At 51.8% G+C, this 14,332-nt stretch carries 18 protein-coding genes; 10 read left to right on the forward strand and 8 right to left on the reverse strand.

Translation table 11 applies throughout. The features are described from left to right. The 3 genes from BM058_RS15215 to BM058_RS15220 form a co-directional block, all read right to left on the reverse strand. The gene (locus tag BM058_RS15215) at positions 1–975 is read right to left on the reverse strand and encodes an ABC transporter substrate-binding protein (RefSeq protein ID WP_090928045.1); all 975 of its coding nucleotides are present in this window, start codon (positions 973–975) and stop codon (positions 1–3) included. Between the two features lie 130 nt (positions 976–1,105). Beyond that, complete coding sequence (locus tag BM058_RS18375) at positions 1,106–1,246, reverse strand: hypothetical protein (RefSeq protein ID WP_177195585.1); 141 nt, start codon at positions 1,244–1,246, stop codon at positions 1,106–1,108. Positions 1,247–1,325: 79 nt separating this feature from the next. After that, complete coding sequence (locus tag BM058_RS15220; protein ID WP_090928047.1) at positions 1,326–1,985, reverse strand: HAD family hydrolase; 660 nt, start codon at positions 1,983–1,985, stop codon at positions 1,326–1,328. Positions 1,986–2,144: 159 nt separating this feature from the next. Here BM058_RS15220 and BM058_RS15225 point away from each other — a divergent pair, with 159 nt between their 5' ends. From BM058_RS15225 to BM058_RS15255, 7 genes are all read left to right on the forward strand, one after another. Continuing rightward, the gene (locus BM058_RS15225; protein ID WP_090928049.1) at positions 2,145–2,468 is read left to right on the forward strand and encodes a thioredoxin family protein; all 324 of its coding nucleotides are present in this window, start codon (positions 2,145–2,147) and stop codon (positions 2,466–2,468) included. 120 nt (positions 2,469–2,588) lie between these two features. Next, positions 2,589–4,067, forward strand: coding sequence for a xylulokinase (locus tag BM058_RS15230; RefSeq protein ID WP_177195586.1), 1,479 nt, complete (start codon positions 2,589–2,591; stop codon positions 4,065–4,067). Next, positions 4,067–5,254, forward strand: a complete 1,188-nt coding sequence (locus BM058_RS15235) for a phosphoenolpyruvate hydrolase family protein (protein ID WP_090928053.1) — start codon at positions 4,067–4,069, stop codon at positions 5,252–5,254. The genes BM058_RS15230 and BM058_RS15235 overlap by 1 nt, the downstream gene beginning before the upstream one ends. A 123-nt stretch (positions 5,255–5,377) precedes the next feature. Then, positions 5,378–6,619 carry a Tm-1-like ATP-binding domain-containing protein gene (locus BM058_RS15240; RefSeq protein WP_090928055.1) on the forward strand — a complete coding sequence of 414 codons (1,242 nt, stop codon included), beginning with the start codon at positions 5,378–5,380 and terminating at the stop codon, positions 6,617–6,619. Beyond that, on the forward strand, positions 6,603–7,427 hold the full coding sequence (locus BM058_RS15245; protein ID WP_090928057.1) for a phosphoenolpyruvate hydrolase family protein: 825 nt from the start codon (positions 6,603–6,605) through the stop codon (positions 7,425–7,427). Before BM058_RS15240 ends, BM058_RS15245 begins: the two co-directional genes overlap by 17 nt. An 80-nt stretch (positions 7,428–7,507) precedes the next feature. Further along, complete coding sequence (locus BM058_RS15250) at positions 7,508–7,999, forward strand: DUF1097 domain-containing protein (RefSeq protein WP_090928059.1); 492 nt, start codon at positions 7,508–7,510, stop codon at positions 7,997–7,999. 147 nt (positions 8,000–8,146) lie between these two features. Further along, the gene (locus BM058_RS15255; RefSeq protein WP_090928061.1) at positions 8,147–8,917 is read left to right on the forward strand and encodes an SDR family NAD(P)-dependent oxidoreductase; all 771 of its coding nucleotides are present in this window, start codon (positions 8,147–8,149) and stop codon (positions 8,915–8,917) included. Between the two features lie 21 nt (positions 8,918–8,938). Here BM058_RS15255 and BM058_RS18380 read toward each other — a convergent pair whose 3' ends face one another. Genes BM058_RS18380 through BM058_RS15260 form a run of 3 tightly spaced genes read right to left on the reverse strand, consistent with a single transcriptional unit; the run spans position 8,939 to position 9,550 of the window. Continuing rightward, positions 8,939–9,103 (reverse strand): hypothetical protein, encoded by a 165-nt coding sequence (locus tag BM058_RS18380; RefSeq protein WP_177195587.1) that lies wholly within the window; start codon positions 9,101–9,103, stop codon positions 8,939–8,941. Then, a complete protein-coding gene (locus BM058_RS18045) occupies positions 9,100–9,318 on the reverse strand; it encodes a hypothetical protein (protein ID WP_143083044.1) in 219 nt (72 codons plus the stop codon). Before BM058_RS18045 ends, BM058_RS18380 begins: the two co-directional genes overlap by 4 nt. Next, the gene (locus BM058_RS15260) at positions 9,263–9,550 is read right to left on the reverse strand and encodes a hypothetical protein (RefSeq protein WP_090928063.1); all 288 of its coding nucleotides are present in this window, start codon (positions 9,548–9,550) and stop codon (positions 9,263–9,265) included. Before BM058_RS15260 ends, BM058_RS18045 begins: the two co-directional genes overlap by 56 nt. A gap of 131 nt (positions 9,551–9,681) precedes the next feature. Here BM058_RS15260 and BM058_RS15265 point away from each other — a divergent pair, with 131 nt between their 5' ends. From BM058_RS15265 to BM058_RS15275, 3 genes are read left to right on the forward strand one after another with little or no spacing between them, the layout of a single operon-like run. Continuing rightward, entirely contained in the window at positions 9,682–10,065 is a 384-nt protein-coding gene (locus BM058_RS15265) for a GntR family transcriptional regulator (RefSeq protein WP_090928065.1), read from the forward strand. Beyond that, entirely contained in the window at positions 10,055–10,960 is a 906-nt protein-coding gene (locus BM058_RS15270) for an ABC transporter ATP-binding protein (RefSeq protein ID WP_090928067.1), read from the forward strand. The genes BM058_RS15265 and BM058_RS15270 overlap by 11 nt, the downstream gene beginning before the upstream one ends. Next, a complete protein-coding gene (locus BM058_RS15275) occupies positions 10,929–11,627 on the forward strand; it encodes a hypothetical protein (RefSeq protein ID WP_090928069.1) in 699 nt (232 codons plus the stop codon). The genes BM058_RS15270 and BM058_RS15275 overlap by 32 nt, the downstream gene beginning before the upstream one ends. Before the next feature lie 314 nt (positions 11,628–11,941). Here BM058_RS15275 and BM058_RS15280 read toward each other — a convergent pair whose 3' ends face one another. Further along, entirely contained in the window at positions 11,942–13,531 is a 1,590-nt protein-coding gene (locus BM058_RS15280) for a BCCT family transporter (protein ID WP_090928071.1), read from the reverse strand. A gap of 600 nt (positions 13,532–14,131) precedes the next feature. Further along, a partial coding sequence (locus BM058_RS15290; RefSeq protein WP_177195588.1) for an ATP-binding protein occupies positions 14,132–14,332 on the reverse strand: 201 nt, incomplete at its 5' end.

A 14,332-nucleotide genomic window follows, 5' to 3' on the forward strand; every position in this document is an offset into this window, starting at 1 on the left:
TTACTCTTCTTCCACATCAAAGATTTCGTACAGATCATCCACCATCCGGTTCGCTGCGATCACTCCGCCGCCGGCATTCCATGTCTCTTCTTTCACCATGTGCACCTGGTCATTCTGAACGGCTTCAAGCTCCTGCCAGAGCGGATGGCTGGTCCATTCTTCATACGTCTGTTCAATCTGCTCGGTCTCCGTGCCGGAATTGAAGTTAAAAATCACTTCCGCGTCGGCTTCCGGAATGCTTTCTTTAGAGGACAGCTTTATGCCCCATTCGTCCGGGTTGGCGTGTCCTTCCGGCCGTTCAAATCCCGCATCGTCCAGCACCCGGCCGGCAAAGCCCATGTAAAAAATTCGGGCATGGTCAGCGCGGAAATTCGTGATCGATGCTTCCATCGGAAGCTCGTCACCCATTTTTTCCTTAAAGGTGTCGACACGCTCGTTGTAATCAGCCAGCAGCTGGTCGGCTTCGTCCTGCATGTCCAGCGTCCGTCCCATCAAACCGAGCGTCTCTTTCCATTCGTATACTTCCTGTCCAACCACGGTCGGGGCAATGGCCGACAAGTCTTCATATATGTCTTCATGGCGCGTGATGGTCGAAATAATGACGTCCGGATCCATCTCGGCGATTTTCTCCAGGTTCGGCTGTGTTTCCTGCCCGACAATCTCGGTGCCTTCCAGGTCATCGCGTAAGTATTTGTACACCGGCTGCTCCGTCCACGACTCGACGATGCCGATCGGTTCTATGCCAAGCGCGGCCGCCGTGTCATTTGCCCCTTGATACAGCGTAACGACTTTCTCCGGTGTGCCTTCTATCTCTGTCTCCCCCATCGCGTGCTCCACGGTTCTCGTTTCTTCAGCGCCGGATCCGCCGTCGCCTTCACTGCCTGACGCCTCCCCTGACGTTTCGTCCTCTTCGGTCCCGCAGGCTGCGGCCAGCAGCAGAAATAATAACGGAATCATCCGTACAAGTGTTTTCATGATAAATCCTCCTATATTAATTGATAATGATTTTCAATATTAACCGCATTGTATAATTGAAAATCATTCTCGTCAACAACATTCTGAAAAATAAATCCTGACCGCAGCACAGGATGTGCTGACAGGCGATCTACATCGATTCTCCGGATTTTCCGATCGATCCGGGCATTTCTGCATCGATTCTCGGCCCTTTTCCGATTTTCTTGATCGATTCTCCGCTTTTCTCGATTGATTCTCTCATTTTCCCGATCGATTCTTTACGATTCTGCATCGATACGGGCCCGCATTGCATCACTCCACCGATCCCATAAAAAAACCGGACCCCTTAAGCGAGGTCCGGTGCAATTCTTCTAGAGTTGTTTTTCTTTCAGTAAAGCCGGGATGCCGGAAAACTCATCGACGAGTTCGTCGGCAATGGAGACTTCTTCTTCACTGCCAAAGCCGAAGCGGCAGCCGATGACGGGCAGCCCGTTTTCCTTTCCGGCTTCAATATCGGAGGCGCGGTCGCCGATCATGACCGCGTCTCTGCCCGCGTCATCGAGGATGAGGCGCACGAGATTGACTTTGCTGACGGCCTGGTACTGCTGCACGGAATAAATCCCTTCAAACAAATCCGTGAGCCCTTCCCGTTCAATGGCCGACGGGACGTATTCGGCGTTGCCGTTGCTTGCGACATACAGGCGGTACCCTTCGTCCTTCAGCTGCTGCAACGTCCCGGGAACTCCTTCGTACAGGCTGCCTTCCCCGTTATCCATCTCATGAAGAATAAAACGGTCGAGCACCGGCTCGAGCATCTCGAGCGTCTCCGCGGATGCCTCCGGAAGCAGCCACTGGAACGCGTCATAAAACGGAAGACCGATCACCGCGACCCGGTCCGCTTCCGTCCAGCCTTTATGTTCGTGGAGGTCCTGCTCCACTGCGTACTGCAGGGTATTATCAATCGCTTGGTTCAGCAGCTGCCTGCTGTCAAACAGTGTCCCATCCATGTCGAAAATCAATACGTCTCTCATGTGCGCGCCACCCCTCTTCCTTTTGCATCCATTTTATCATACTTTCTCTTAAAAAGAATTCCCTCAGGAAAGACTTTTATTATAGTTTGCCTGAATATCATCGGCCGGGGTGCTGTGTTATCATGGATTTCAGCCTAAGAAAACAAAGGAGGATTATACATGACTCAGACCATTCAGGAATTGGAACAGTTTCAGTCGACGATTGCCTCATCGGACAACGTGATTATTAAATTCACAGCCGGATGGTGCCCGGACTGCCACAGAATGGATGCGTTCTTTCCGGAGGTGGAAGAGGAATTTGAGCAGCTTCCTGTTTACGAAATCAACCGGGATAACTTTCCGGATCTCGCCGAACAATATGAAGTAATGGGCATTCCGAGCCTGCTCGTATTCAAAGACGGGGAAAAAATCGGCCATCTCCACAGCGCCGACGCCAAAACACCGGAACAAACAACCGAATTCCTCTCCAGCTACTTCAGCTGAACGTACACGCACCCGGTATCCCCCCGAAGGAGATACCGGGCTTTTTTTGATACCGTCTTTCTTTCCATGGCAGGATGTATTACGATTTTCTTAAGAGATGAGAAGAAGGAGCGGACAGTCATGGATAGAATTGCGGTTTTTGATATCGGAACGTCGGCGGTGAAAGGATTATTAATGCGAAAAAACGGCGCGGTCGACGCCGAACGGAGCATTCCGGTGACGACCCGGGAACCCGGGGACGGGCGCATCGAGCAAAACCCGGAGGAATGGTGGGCCGGGGTGAAAACTATCACTGACGATTGGTTCTACCGGCTTCGGATCTCGCCGGAGACGATCCAGATGGTGACGCTGACCGGGCAGATGGAAGATGTCATCTTCATTGGCGAAGACGGTACGGCGGACCGCGCCATACTGTACTCTGATATGCGCGCCGCGGAGGAAGCGGCCTGGATCCGGGAGGAGCTGCCGGAACTTGCAGGCATTACTTCCAATGCCGCCGCGGCTTCCACTCCCGCCGCCAAACTGCGCCAGCTCGCCCTGCAGGGGGAAGCGGCGGCGACTGTCGTGTTCAGCGCCAAAGATTATATTATCTATAAACTGACCGGAGCCGTCTGCACCGATACCGTAACGGCCGCGACGACAGGACTTATGGATATCAGACGCAAAGCGTGGCACCCGAACGTCCTGGAAGCGCTCGGAGCGGACCGTTTCGCCCTGCCCCGGCTGCACGAACCCGATGATACGGCAGGTGTCGTCACAGACGGGATGCCAGCGGGACTCGCCTCCGGAACCCCTGTCCTCTGCGGCGCCGGGGATGCCGGATCCGCTACAATGGGAGCGGGGGCTGTTCAGGAACGCGACAGCTATTTTTATATCGGCACGACCGGATGGACCGCGGTGCCCGTGCAGGAGCCGGACGCCGCGTCGGACGGCGTTTTCACCCTGCCTCACCTCGTACCGGACCGCTATATTGCCATCGCTCCGCTCCTGAACGCCGGCAGTGTGTACGACTGGGCCAAACAGATCTATATGCCGGATGATTCGTACGACGCCTTTCATGAAACCATCGCAGCCGCCCGCCCCGGTGCAGGCGGCGTGCTGTTTCTGCCGTACCTGCACGGCGAGCGGTTTCCGGTACAGGACTCCGGCCTGTCCGGCACCTACTACAGCATCCGGCCGGATACGACGAGAGACGATATGATGCGCGCTGTCGTGGAAGGGCTCACGTTTTCCCTCCGCTATATCGCCGAATCCCTCACCGGCGGCGTTCCCGGCAGCATCACGCTGATCGGCGGCGGCACCCGCAGCAGCGCATGGTGCCGGATTCTTGCCGATATCACCGGGCAGAAGGTGCGCGTCCCGGAAGAGAGCGGTTACCTGACCGCCCTCGGCACGGCCGCCACTGCTTTTTGCTCCCTCGGCTGGTCGAGTGGATACGAAGCGTTCGCCGACGACCACCTGTATCCGCGGGCGGCCGAGGTGTATGAACCGAATCCGGACGTGCGCGCGCTTTATGATGAAGCATATGCCGTATTTCTTAAGACTTCACCGGCCGTACGCCGTGACCTGTCAAAACGAAACCCGGGGGAATGGGTCTGATGAGTAAGAAAGAAGCCACGTTAACCAAACTTCACCAGCAGATACGAACGAACAAGCAGCTGATCGGTGTGGCCGCCGGTTCCGGCCTGACCGCCAAAAATGTTGAAAAAGGCGGCGCGGATTTTCTGCTGGCGTTAAGTTCCGGACGTTTCCGGCAGATGGGTGTCAGCTCCCTCGCCGGATTTATGGCGTATGCCAACAGCAATGACGTCGTGATGCATTTCGCATCCACGGAGCTTCTCCCCATCGCCCGGGATATTCCTATCTTTTTCGGCCTGTGCGCCACCGATCCAACCATTCATCTGGAAGATTATATCGAGCGGATCAAGCAAACCGGCTTTTCCGGTGTGAATAATTTCCCGAGTGTCGGGCATATCGACGGTGTATTCGGCGAAGCTCTGGAAGAACGAGGGATTACGTTTGATAAAGAAGTCGAAGCGATACGAATCGCAAGTGAAAAAGAGCTGTTTACGGTAGCGTTTGTTTTCAATGAAACCCAGGCGGTGGACATGGCTCGTGCTGGAGCTGACGTGATATGCGTGCATCTGGGACTGACAGAGGGCGGTGCGTTAGGCTCGAAAAAAATCCTCTCGCTCCAGTCCGCCAAGCAGAAAACCGTCCGCATCTTCGAGTCCTGCACACGCGTAAATCCAAACGTGATTCAAATGATTTACGGCGGACCTGTGAATAAACCGATCGACGTCCAGTTTATGTACGACGGCACGGACATTACAGGTTACATCGGCGGATCGGTATTCGAGCGGATTCCAACCGAAGAGACTTTCACGATGATCACGGAATCCTTCAAGCAGACGAGCGATTTTCAGTACGAAGAACTCATCCAGAAAATCATGAACGGCATGGGCAGCCGGGCGGAATACGTCAGTTTTGTCAAAACGTATATCCGGTCGTATTACATGTACGACATTACGATGCAGGAACTCGCGCAGATGCTGAACGTCACGCGCCCCCATTTAAGCAGCCTGTTCAAGCAGGAAATGGGACTGCCGTTCAAACAGTACTTGATTGAATTCCGCATCAGCCGGGCGAAAGAAATCATCCAGACCGATAACCTTCCGCTCCACGCCGTCGCCGAAATGACAGGGTATCAGGACTATTTTCATTTCAGCAAAATCTTCAAAAAATACACCGGGATGTCCCCTGCTCAGTTTCAACACCTTACCTAACGACAAAAGAACCATACAAAACAACATTATAATACCGAAAAGAAAGCGTTATCATTTCATTAAGCATCCATGGTAATGCTTTTATTTTTCCAACCCCGGGTTGCTGAAAGGAGAGGAGACGATTTGAAAACAATTGCGGTAGCGGGGACATTTGATTCAAAGGGACAGGAATTTCTCTATGTGAAAGAACAGATTGAGTCGGCCGGGTTCGACACCCTGATGATTCATACGGGAGTGTTTGAGCCGATGTTCACCCCTGACATTTCAAACGCCGACATTGTGGCGTCCGCCGGTGAAGATATCCACGCGGTCACAGCAAAGCAGGACCGGGCCTATGCGACGGAATACTTGTCCAAAGGCATGAAGACTTATCTGCCGGCCCTGTACGAGGAGGGGCGGTTTGACGGTATCATTTCCCTCGGCGGATCCGGCGGAACGTCGATTGTAACAAGCGGGATGCAGGAGCTTCCGATCGGCGTGCCGAAAGTGATGGTCTCCACGGTCGCTTCGGGCAACACCGAGCCATACGTCGGCATCAGCGATATTATGATGATCCCTTCGATTGTCGATGTGGCAGGCCTTAATGTCATTTCCAAAAACGTATTCGCTAATGCGGCCGCAGCGGTCACGGGCATGGTGTCATCAGAAACCACTTCGTCCGAAAAAGATAAACCACTGATCGCCGCGACAATGTTTGGTGTCACCACTCCGTGCATCAATCATGCGAAAGCCGTTCTCGAAGATTATGGATATGAAGTATTAATCTTTCACGCGACCGGAATCGGAGGCCGGACGATGGAGCATTTAATTGCAAACGGATTCATTGACGGCGTGCTCGATGTAACGACAACGGAATGGGCCGACGAACATGTCGGCGGTATTCTCGCGGCCGGTCCCCACCGGCTTGAAGCAGCTTCAGCACGTGGCATCCCGCAGGTCGTGTCAGCCGGGGCACTCGATATGGTGAACTTCGGACCATACGACACCGTGCCGGAGCAGTTTGCAGGACGCACCTTTTACAAACACAACCCGACTACGACGTTAATGCGGACGAATGTACAGGAAAATGAAGATATCGGAAAAATCATCGCCGGGAAACTGAACCAGGCGCAGCAGGCGGCGACCTTCCTGCTTCCCACCCGCGGCATATCAAGCATTGATGTTCCCGGACAGCCGTTTCACGGAAGCGAAGAAGATGCGGTGCTGTTCCGCACATTAAGAGAACACGTCGATACCAACCGCGTCGAATGGATCGAAATGGACACAGACATTAACAGTGAATCGTTCGCAAAAGCCGCGGCCGACACATTACACAACCACATGAAAAAAGCTGAAGGAGAGAAAGAACATGCTGACACGAAATAAGATCATGACACGTTTTCACGAGGAATTGAACCAGGGCCGTATTCTTCTTGGTGTCGGCGCCGGCACCGGTATGACCGCCAAAAGCAGTGAAAACGGCGGAGCCGATATGCTGATCGTGTATAACTCCGGCCGGTACAGAATGGCCGGAAGAGGATCGCTTGCCGGCGTTCTCGCTTACGGCGACGCCAACCAGATTGTGATGGAAATGGGAAATGAAGTTCTGCCTGTTGTGAAGGATACGCCGGTACTTGCCGGAGTAAATGGAACCGATCCATTTAAAGTGATGCCTTCCTTTTTGAAACAGTTGAAAGATCAGGGCTTCAACGGGGTGCAGAACTTCCCCACCGTCGGCCTGATTGACGGAAACTTCCGCGCCAATCTGGAAGAAACCGGGATGGGATATGACCTCGAAGTTGATATGATCAAGCAGGCGCATGAACTGGACCTTCTGACGACACCGTATGTGTTTGACGAAACACAGGCCCGTCAGATGGCAGAAGCCGGCGCCGACATCCTGGTCGCGCACATGGGGCTCACGACAAAAGGAACCATCGGCGCCCAAACCGCGTTGTCCCTCGATGACTGCGTCGAACGGATCAAAGGCATTATCGAAGCCGGGCGGGCGGTTAACCCCGACATTCTTGTCATCTGCCACGGCGGTCCGATCGCAGAACCCGAAGACGCCTCCTACGTCATTTCGAAGGTCGACGGGATCGCCGGATTCTTCGGCGCATCAAGTATCGAGCGGTTTGCCGCTGAAACAGGCATTAAAGACCAGGCACAGGCATTTAAGGACATCAGCACCTGACGCTGTTTCCTTAGGGCGGCCGGTATGTTCCATCGGGAAACCGCCGCCCTGTTATTAAAATCTGAAGGAGGAACGAATCCATGAAATTCAGTACAACGGTTGGAATCAGTGTAGGTATACTGGCTGGATTATGGACGATCGGAAGCAGTTTGGCAGGACTTATCACGTACGCTGGATTCCTGTCCTGGGCCAGCTTTTACGCGGCCGGAGGGAAAGCAGAAGGCTTGAAAACGACATTGATACTGAACTTCAGCGGGGTCATCTGGGGCGCCATCATCGTCGGCATATCCGGTCTGCTGGGCCCCGTCATCGGGCCGACCGCCGGACTCGGCGCAGGCGTTGCCGTCGGTGCAGCCGGGATGTGCTGGCAGGGAAAAATATCGTGGCTCGGCTTCATCCCGGGCGCTTTTGTCGGCTGTTCGACGTACTTTGCCGCGGGCTTTGACTTCACCGGCTCGGTCATCGGCCTGGTGTTCGGCGCTGTGCTCGGCTATCTCTCTGAACAAGGCGGTCATCTGCTGGAAAAGAAAGACGAGAAGAATACGGTGAATACCACTGCCAAAGAAGCTTAAGTTTGATGACAGAGAAACACCCGGCCGTTTTATGAAACATCGGCCGGGTGTTTTTTAGAATATTCTTCTTCTTTCGTACTGTGTTTAATAAGCAGAAGGACGGGGAAACTAATTATTATACTTATATAAGAAAGGGCGGGGATAGAGATGGGACGCTTACAGAACATGAAAGCTTTAATTACAGGCGGAAGCGGCGGCATCGGTAAAAAGACGGCCGAGTTTTTTCTGAAAGAAGGGGCCGATGTCGCGCTGGTGGACATGAATGAAGAGGCACTCCAGCAGGCAAAAGACGAGCTGAAAGAATTCGGTGATGTGCTGACCGTCACCGCCGATGTGACGAATGAAAATGAAGTCGTGCATTATGTTCAAAAAACCATCGATTCCTTCGGCCGCATCGATATATTCTTCAATAACGCCGGCATCGAAGGCAAAGTCGCACCGATTACAGAACAGTCGGTCGAAGATTTTGATAAAGTGATGGGCGTCAACGTACGGGGCGTATTCCTCGGCCTGAAACACGTCATGCCGCACATGAACGAGCAAGACAGCGGCAGCATCATCAACATGTCATCGGTCGCGGGACTCATGGGATCGCCAGGCGTGGCACCTTACGTTACATCGAAACACGGTGTCATCGGGCTGACCAAGACTGCTGCTCTGGAAGGCGCGCCTCATAATATCCGCGTCAACTCTGTCCATCCGTCTCCGGTCAACACCCGTATGATGCGTTCGCTGGAACAAGGCATGAATCCGGAAGACGCCGAAGCGGCCAAAGAAGAACAGACCGAAGCGATCCCGCTTGCCCGCTATGGCGAAAGCCAGGATATCGCCAACCTCGTTCTCTTCCTTGCCTCCGATGAAAGTAAATTTATCAGCGGCAGCCAGTACCGCGTCGACGGCGGCATGGCAGCCACCTAATCGTCAAACCCCGATGCAGTTTTAGGCTGCATCGGGGTTTTTTCTATAGGATTCCGGGGAGTTCTGCATCGCTTCCGCGTATTTCTCCATCAATTCTCCGGATTTCTCGATCGATACTGTTATTTCTGCATCAATTCCCGGACGATTTCTGTTTTTCTCGATTGTTTCTCTCGATTTCTTGATCAATTGTCCGCTTTTCCCGATCGCTCCCCCCACTTTTCTGCTTCGATTCTCCGAACCGCGGCATCGGGGTTTTTGCTATATAACCCCAGAGCATTCTGCATCGCTTCCGCGTATTTCTGCATCAATTCTCCGGATTTCTCGATCGATGCTGTTATTTCTGCATCAATTCCCGGGCGATTTCTGTTTTTCTCGATTGTTTCTCCTGATTTCTTGATCAATTCTCCGCTTTTCCCGATCGATCCCCCACTTTTCCGCTTCGATTCTCCACACCGCGGCATCGGGGTTTTTTCTATATAACCCCAAAGCGTTCTGCATCGTTTCCGCGTATTTCTCCATCAATTCTCCGGATTTCTCGATCGATACTGTTATTTCTGCATCAATTCCCGGGCGATTTCGGTTTTTCTCGATTGTTTCTCTCGATTTCTTGATCAATTCTCCGCTTTTCTGCATCGATTCTCAAAACTGCTGCATCGGTTCACACGATACATCCGGCTATTTACAAGGAACGTTTTTGTGTTATACTCATATACATAACTATATAACCATATAACAGCAGGCGCTACAAAGGTGGTGAGTTTCCAGTGAGTAAGGGGCTTGAGGGCGGCAAACCGATTTTTCAGCAGATACGGGACCGCATCGAAGACCAGATTGTAAATGACCAGCTCCAGGAAGAAGACCAGATTCCTTCCACCAACCAACTTGTGCAGTTTTACAAAATCAATCACCTGACAGCAGCCAAGGGGATCAATTTACTGGTGGACGATGGAATCATCTACAAAAAGAGAGGGGTCGGCATGTTTGTCGCAGCAGGCGCCAAATCGAAAGTAACAGAAAAACGCAAGAATGCTTTTTTTCATGATTACATTCTTCCGATGGTGGAAGAATCACGCAACCTGCAGCTCTCGGAGGAAGAAGTGAATACGCTCATCCAGCACGCGAAAGGAAGAAATAACGATGACATTTGATGTGTTATTCAAAAACGTTTCCCTGACCTATAAGAAGACGAAGGCGCTTCAAAATGTATCTTTTCATTTGGAGCAAGGAAAAGTGTATGGACTGATTGGACGAAACGGAGCCGGAAAAACATCCCTGCTTTCCCTTCTGGCTTCGTTCCGGCAGCCAACGTCCGGAACGATTCAAATCGATGGCGTCACGCCCTTTGACAATCCGCGGATCATGCCCCATGTCTCCTATATTTTTGATGTGGATTATAAGTATGAAAGTGATAAACCAGAACATCTTATCGAGCGGACCTCCCGTTACCGCCCCCATTTTGACAAGGCTTATGCCCGGCATCTGGCGGAGCGTTTCCAGCTTCCCCTGGATAAGCCTGTCCAGCAGCTCTCCAAAGGCATGCAGTCTGCCCTGCAGGTCATTCTCGGGCTTGCCGCGCGGTCGCCGGTCACCATTTTTGATGAAGCCTACACCGGAATGGATGCCCCGTCCCGGGAGATTTTTTACGAAGAAGTGCTGGAAGACCAGGCCAGGTCCCCGCGCACGATGATTCTATCGACCCACCTCGTATCGGAAATGGACTATCTGTTCGATGACATCGTCATGATTCACGAAGGTCGGCTTGTTTTGCACGAAACAAATGGAGAACCGATGAAATGGGGAGCCTGGATTACCGGCGGAACCGACCTGGTGGAAGCCTTCACGCAGGACTTGACGCAGCTGAATGTCCAACGCCTCGGCGGTACGGCATCGGTGATGGTTCAAGGGGAACTATCGGAAGAAAAACAGCGCCAGGCGCAGGAACAGGGCCTGGACATCGCACCGGTGTCTCTTCAGGATTTATTTATACACAAAACGAAGGAGGAGAATGACGGTGAAAAACATGCAATGGAAGCTGACCGCTGATCTATTCAGAAAACAGGCAACATGGGCCGTCTCGCTGCTGGCTGCCATCGCTGCGTTATACATTGTCATGATTGTCGTTGCCGCACATGGGATTACTCCCGCAAACTTCCTGACCTTTTTCTACGAGCCGGCAAAACTGTTTATGCTCGTGATTGCGATTTTTCTTTCTTACTCGTTTCTGGATACGTACATCAAGCTGGGGGTGACGCGGAGGCAGTTTCTTACCGCCAATGCGGTAACGGCTGTGCTGCTTGCGGCCGGTCTGACTGCCGCCGCCGGGGTTCTTACAGGCATTCAGTACGCTGCGATGAATACTTCGATGATAAACACGAGTACTTTCATGAGCCTGGATATCGGCATGGCTGCTGCCCTTCCTGTCTGTTTTCTCAATCTGATCATGCATCACTTCGTCGGCTGGCTGATCGGAGCAGGATTTCACCGCTACGGATGGCTTCCCGGCATAGGATTTGCAGCAGGAGGGATTGCTCTCACAGCCGTCTCTGATATGTTATGGGGCTTCGAATCCATCGAGGCGCTCTCCATACTATTATCGTTGCAATCAGGAGCGGTGACAGGTGTCCTTTCCATCACAGCCGCCGTGCTGTTGATCCCACTTGTCTTTTTCTTCATCTGGCAGATTACGAGGAAAGCAGCGGTTCGTTCTTAGGAGAAAAATAAAGGAAACCCCGATGCACGCATATGACGTTCGCGGCATCGGGGTTTTTTTCGATCGATTCTCGTGATTTCCTGATTGATTGTGTTATTTCTCGATCAATTCTCAGGCGATTCCTGTATTTCTCGATTGATTCTCCCGATTTCTCGATCGATTCTCCGAATTTCCTGATCGATTCTCCCCATCTCCGCTTCAATCCCCGACTTTATCTACCTGGATAGCAGTTTGCTCTTCATAAAAGGAGAGTCAGGCCGCCGGGACCAAAGCGTGTCCTGCCTTCATCCAGAAACCCCCGTTCCACGATATGATTATTTGGTTATCCCGGGGTCGGGGTCCGCCTGTTCCGATTGCTTTTTTTCTTCCAATCCTTCAATCCCCTGCTCCACTGCCATCTGCTTTGCCACCCTGGGAGCCAGCCACAGCACAGGCAGCATAATAATCGATACCGGAATCGCGGCGATAACGACGAACGACTGCAGCGCATCAATTCCGCCTTCTCCGATATTAATCAGAATAACCGCTATGATTCCCATAATAAGGGCCCAAAAAACGCGGACTGATTTCGGAGGATTTTCTTCCCCCGTCACTCCCATGGACATCGAGTACGACATCGAGTCGGCCGTTGTGACCACGAATAAAATCGTCATAATCAGAAAGACCGTCGGCATCAGCCACGCCAGCGGCATCTGCTGGGTCACCGCGATCATGGCAGCAGGGAGGCCGGCTTCATTCAACGGGCCGCTGACAGAGCCGGGATTCTCCATTTCATAATGGATGCCGGATCCTCCGACGACGGTGAACCAGAAATTTGAAGTGACTGCTGTCAAAATAGATACAGCCACAAACACCTGACGGATCGTTCTTCCTCTTGAAATCCGCGCCACCAGAATCGCGACAAGCGGGCCGAAACCGATAAACCAGCCGAAGAAAAACAACATCCAGAAGCCGAGCCATTCTTGATCCTGCCGGTGGGTATGGATATTCATAAACTCGGTCAGATACGTGCCGTACGACGAAACAAACGAGTTAATGATAAACCCTCCGGCACCAAAAACGACCAGAAAGCCTGCAACGATAATGGCGGTCCATACATTTAAACGGCTCAGACGCTGAATCCCTTTATGAATCCCCGTTACCGCCGAAATAATGACAATCGCGATCAACGCTCCAATAACAATCATCTGGGTCGCAAACACATCCGGAATTCCGTACAGCGCATTCAGGCCGTAACTGACCTGAAGGCCGAGAAATCCAATCGGTCCGATGGTTCCGGCGGCCGCTGCAATGATACAGAACGCGTCAATAACCGATCCCCATTTGCTCGTCTCGAGCTTATCGCCGAAAATCGGGTACAGCATCGTCCGCGGCTTCAGGGACATTCCTTTATTGTAATGGGCGTACATGATGATCAAAGCACTGACCGCCCCGTACAGGGCCCATGCCGTGAAACCCCAGGACATGTAGCTCTGTGCCAGCGCCGGTGCGATGGCATCCGCTGTTTTCGCCTCAATACCGCTGTGCATCGGCGGCACTTCCATGAAATAATACATCGGCTCAGCCGCCGCCCAGAAGACGCCGCCCGCGCCCAGCCCCGATACGATAATAATAGACGTCCACTTAAACATGCTCATTTCCGGGGTGTTCTTTTTCCCCAGTTTCACTTTGCCGTACTTCGATACCGCGAGAAATACCCCAACGAAAAATGTAGCCAGCAGAAGAAGCTGCCAGTACACATCAAAATAATTAACAGAAAAATTAAACCCGGATGATACAAATTGTGCTACGGCGTCAACGTTAATAAGCGCAACAAGCACAAATGCCGTTAACAATCCCCCGCTGATGGAAAGAACGGGCCAGTCTATCCGCTCTTTGACCTGCTGCCAGTAATGACTACTCATCTTTTTACCTTCCTTTATTCACCATTTATGTCGAACGGTTCTTTAACACGAAGAAACATTCTTTATTTTCAAACAGTCCTGCATATACACCACTTTCCCGGCAGGATCACTACTTTTGCTGGAATCTCTTCAACCACCAGCTCCTTTTTCTACATTAAAATGGAAGTCATGCACAAAGACATATCCAGGTGCGGATAGACCCTGAAACAACCTGCGACCGGCTTTAACTGATTTTCAATAACCAGATAATGATGAAACGATCCCTGAAAAATCGGCGTGCCGATACTATAATCATCCGCCTCCTCCATTTTCTAAATGACACGCCGGGGAACCGCCTTGATACGCCCATGGGTCACGCCCGTCGCAGAGCTGAAGTTTATAATCTTTTACGTTCACAAATTCCACCTCGATACCCGAATCAGGATATTTTACCAATTTCATTGTTTTCTGTGAGTACGGCGGACGACTTTTACCACTTATGCCATCTTTTTTACCACCTTTTGCGGATAAATGTACCACTTTATGCGGTGCTTTTTACCACTTTCAAAAAACGGGTGAAACCAGTATTTTTGTGGTTTCACCCGTTTTTCATTATTGTTTCTACAAGAGAGCGTTGCTCTCTTCCTGTTCCTTTTCTTGTTGAACGCCAAAACGTTCCCGCATGGATACTTTTCCATCAAGAAAAATGTCATACGAATCATGGACAATACGGTCTAGAATGGCTTCTGCCAAGGTGCCGTCTCCCAGCTTTTCATACCATCCATCAATATCGAATTGGGAACAAAATATCGTAGATTGTTT

The sequence above is a fragment of the Salibacterium qingdaonense genome (genome assembly GCF_900114715.1).
In the GTDB taxonomy this organism is placed as follows: Bacteria; Bacillota; Bacilli; order Bacillales; family Marinococcaceae; genus Salibacterium; species Salibacterium qingdaonense.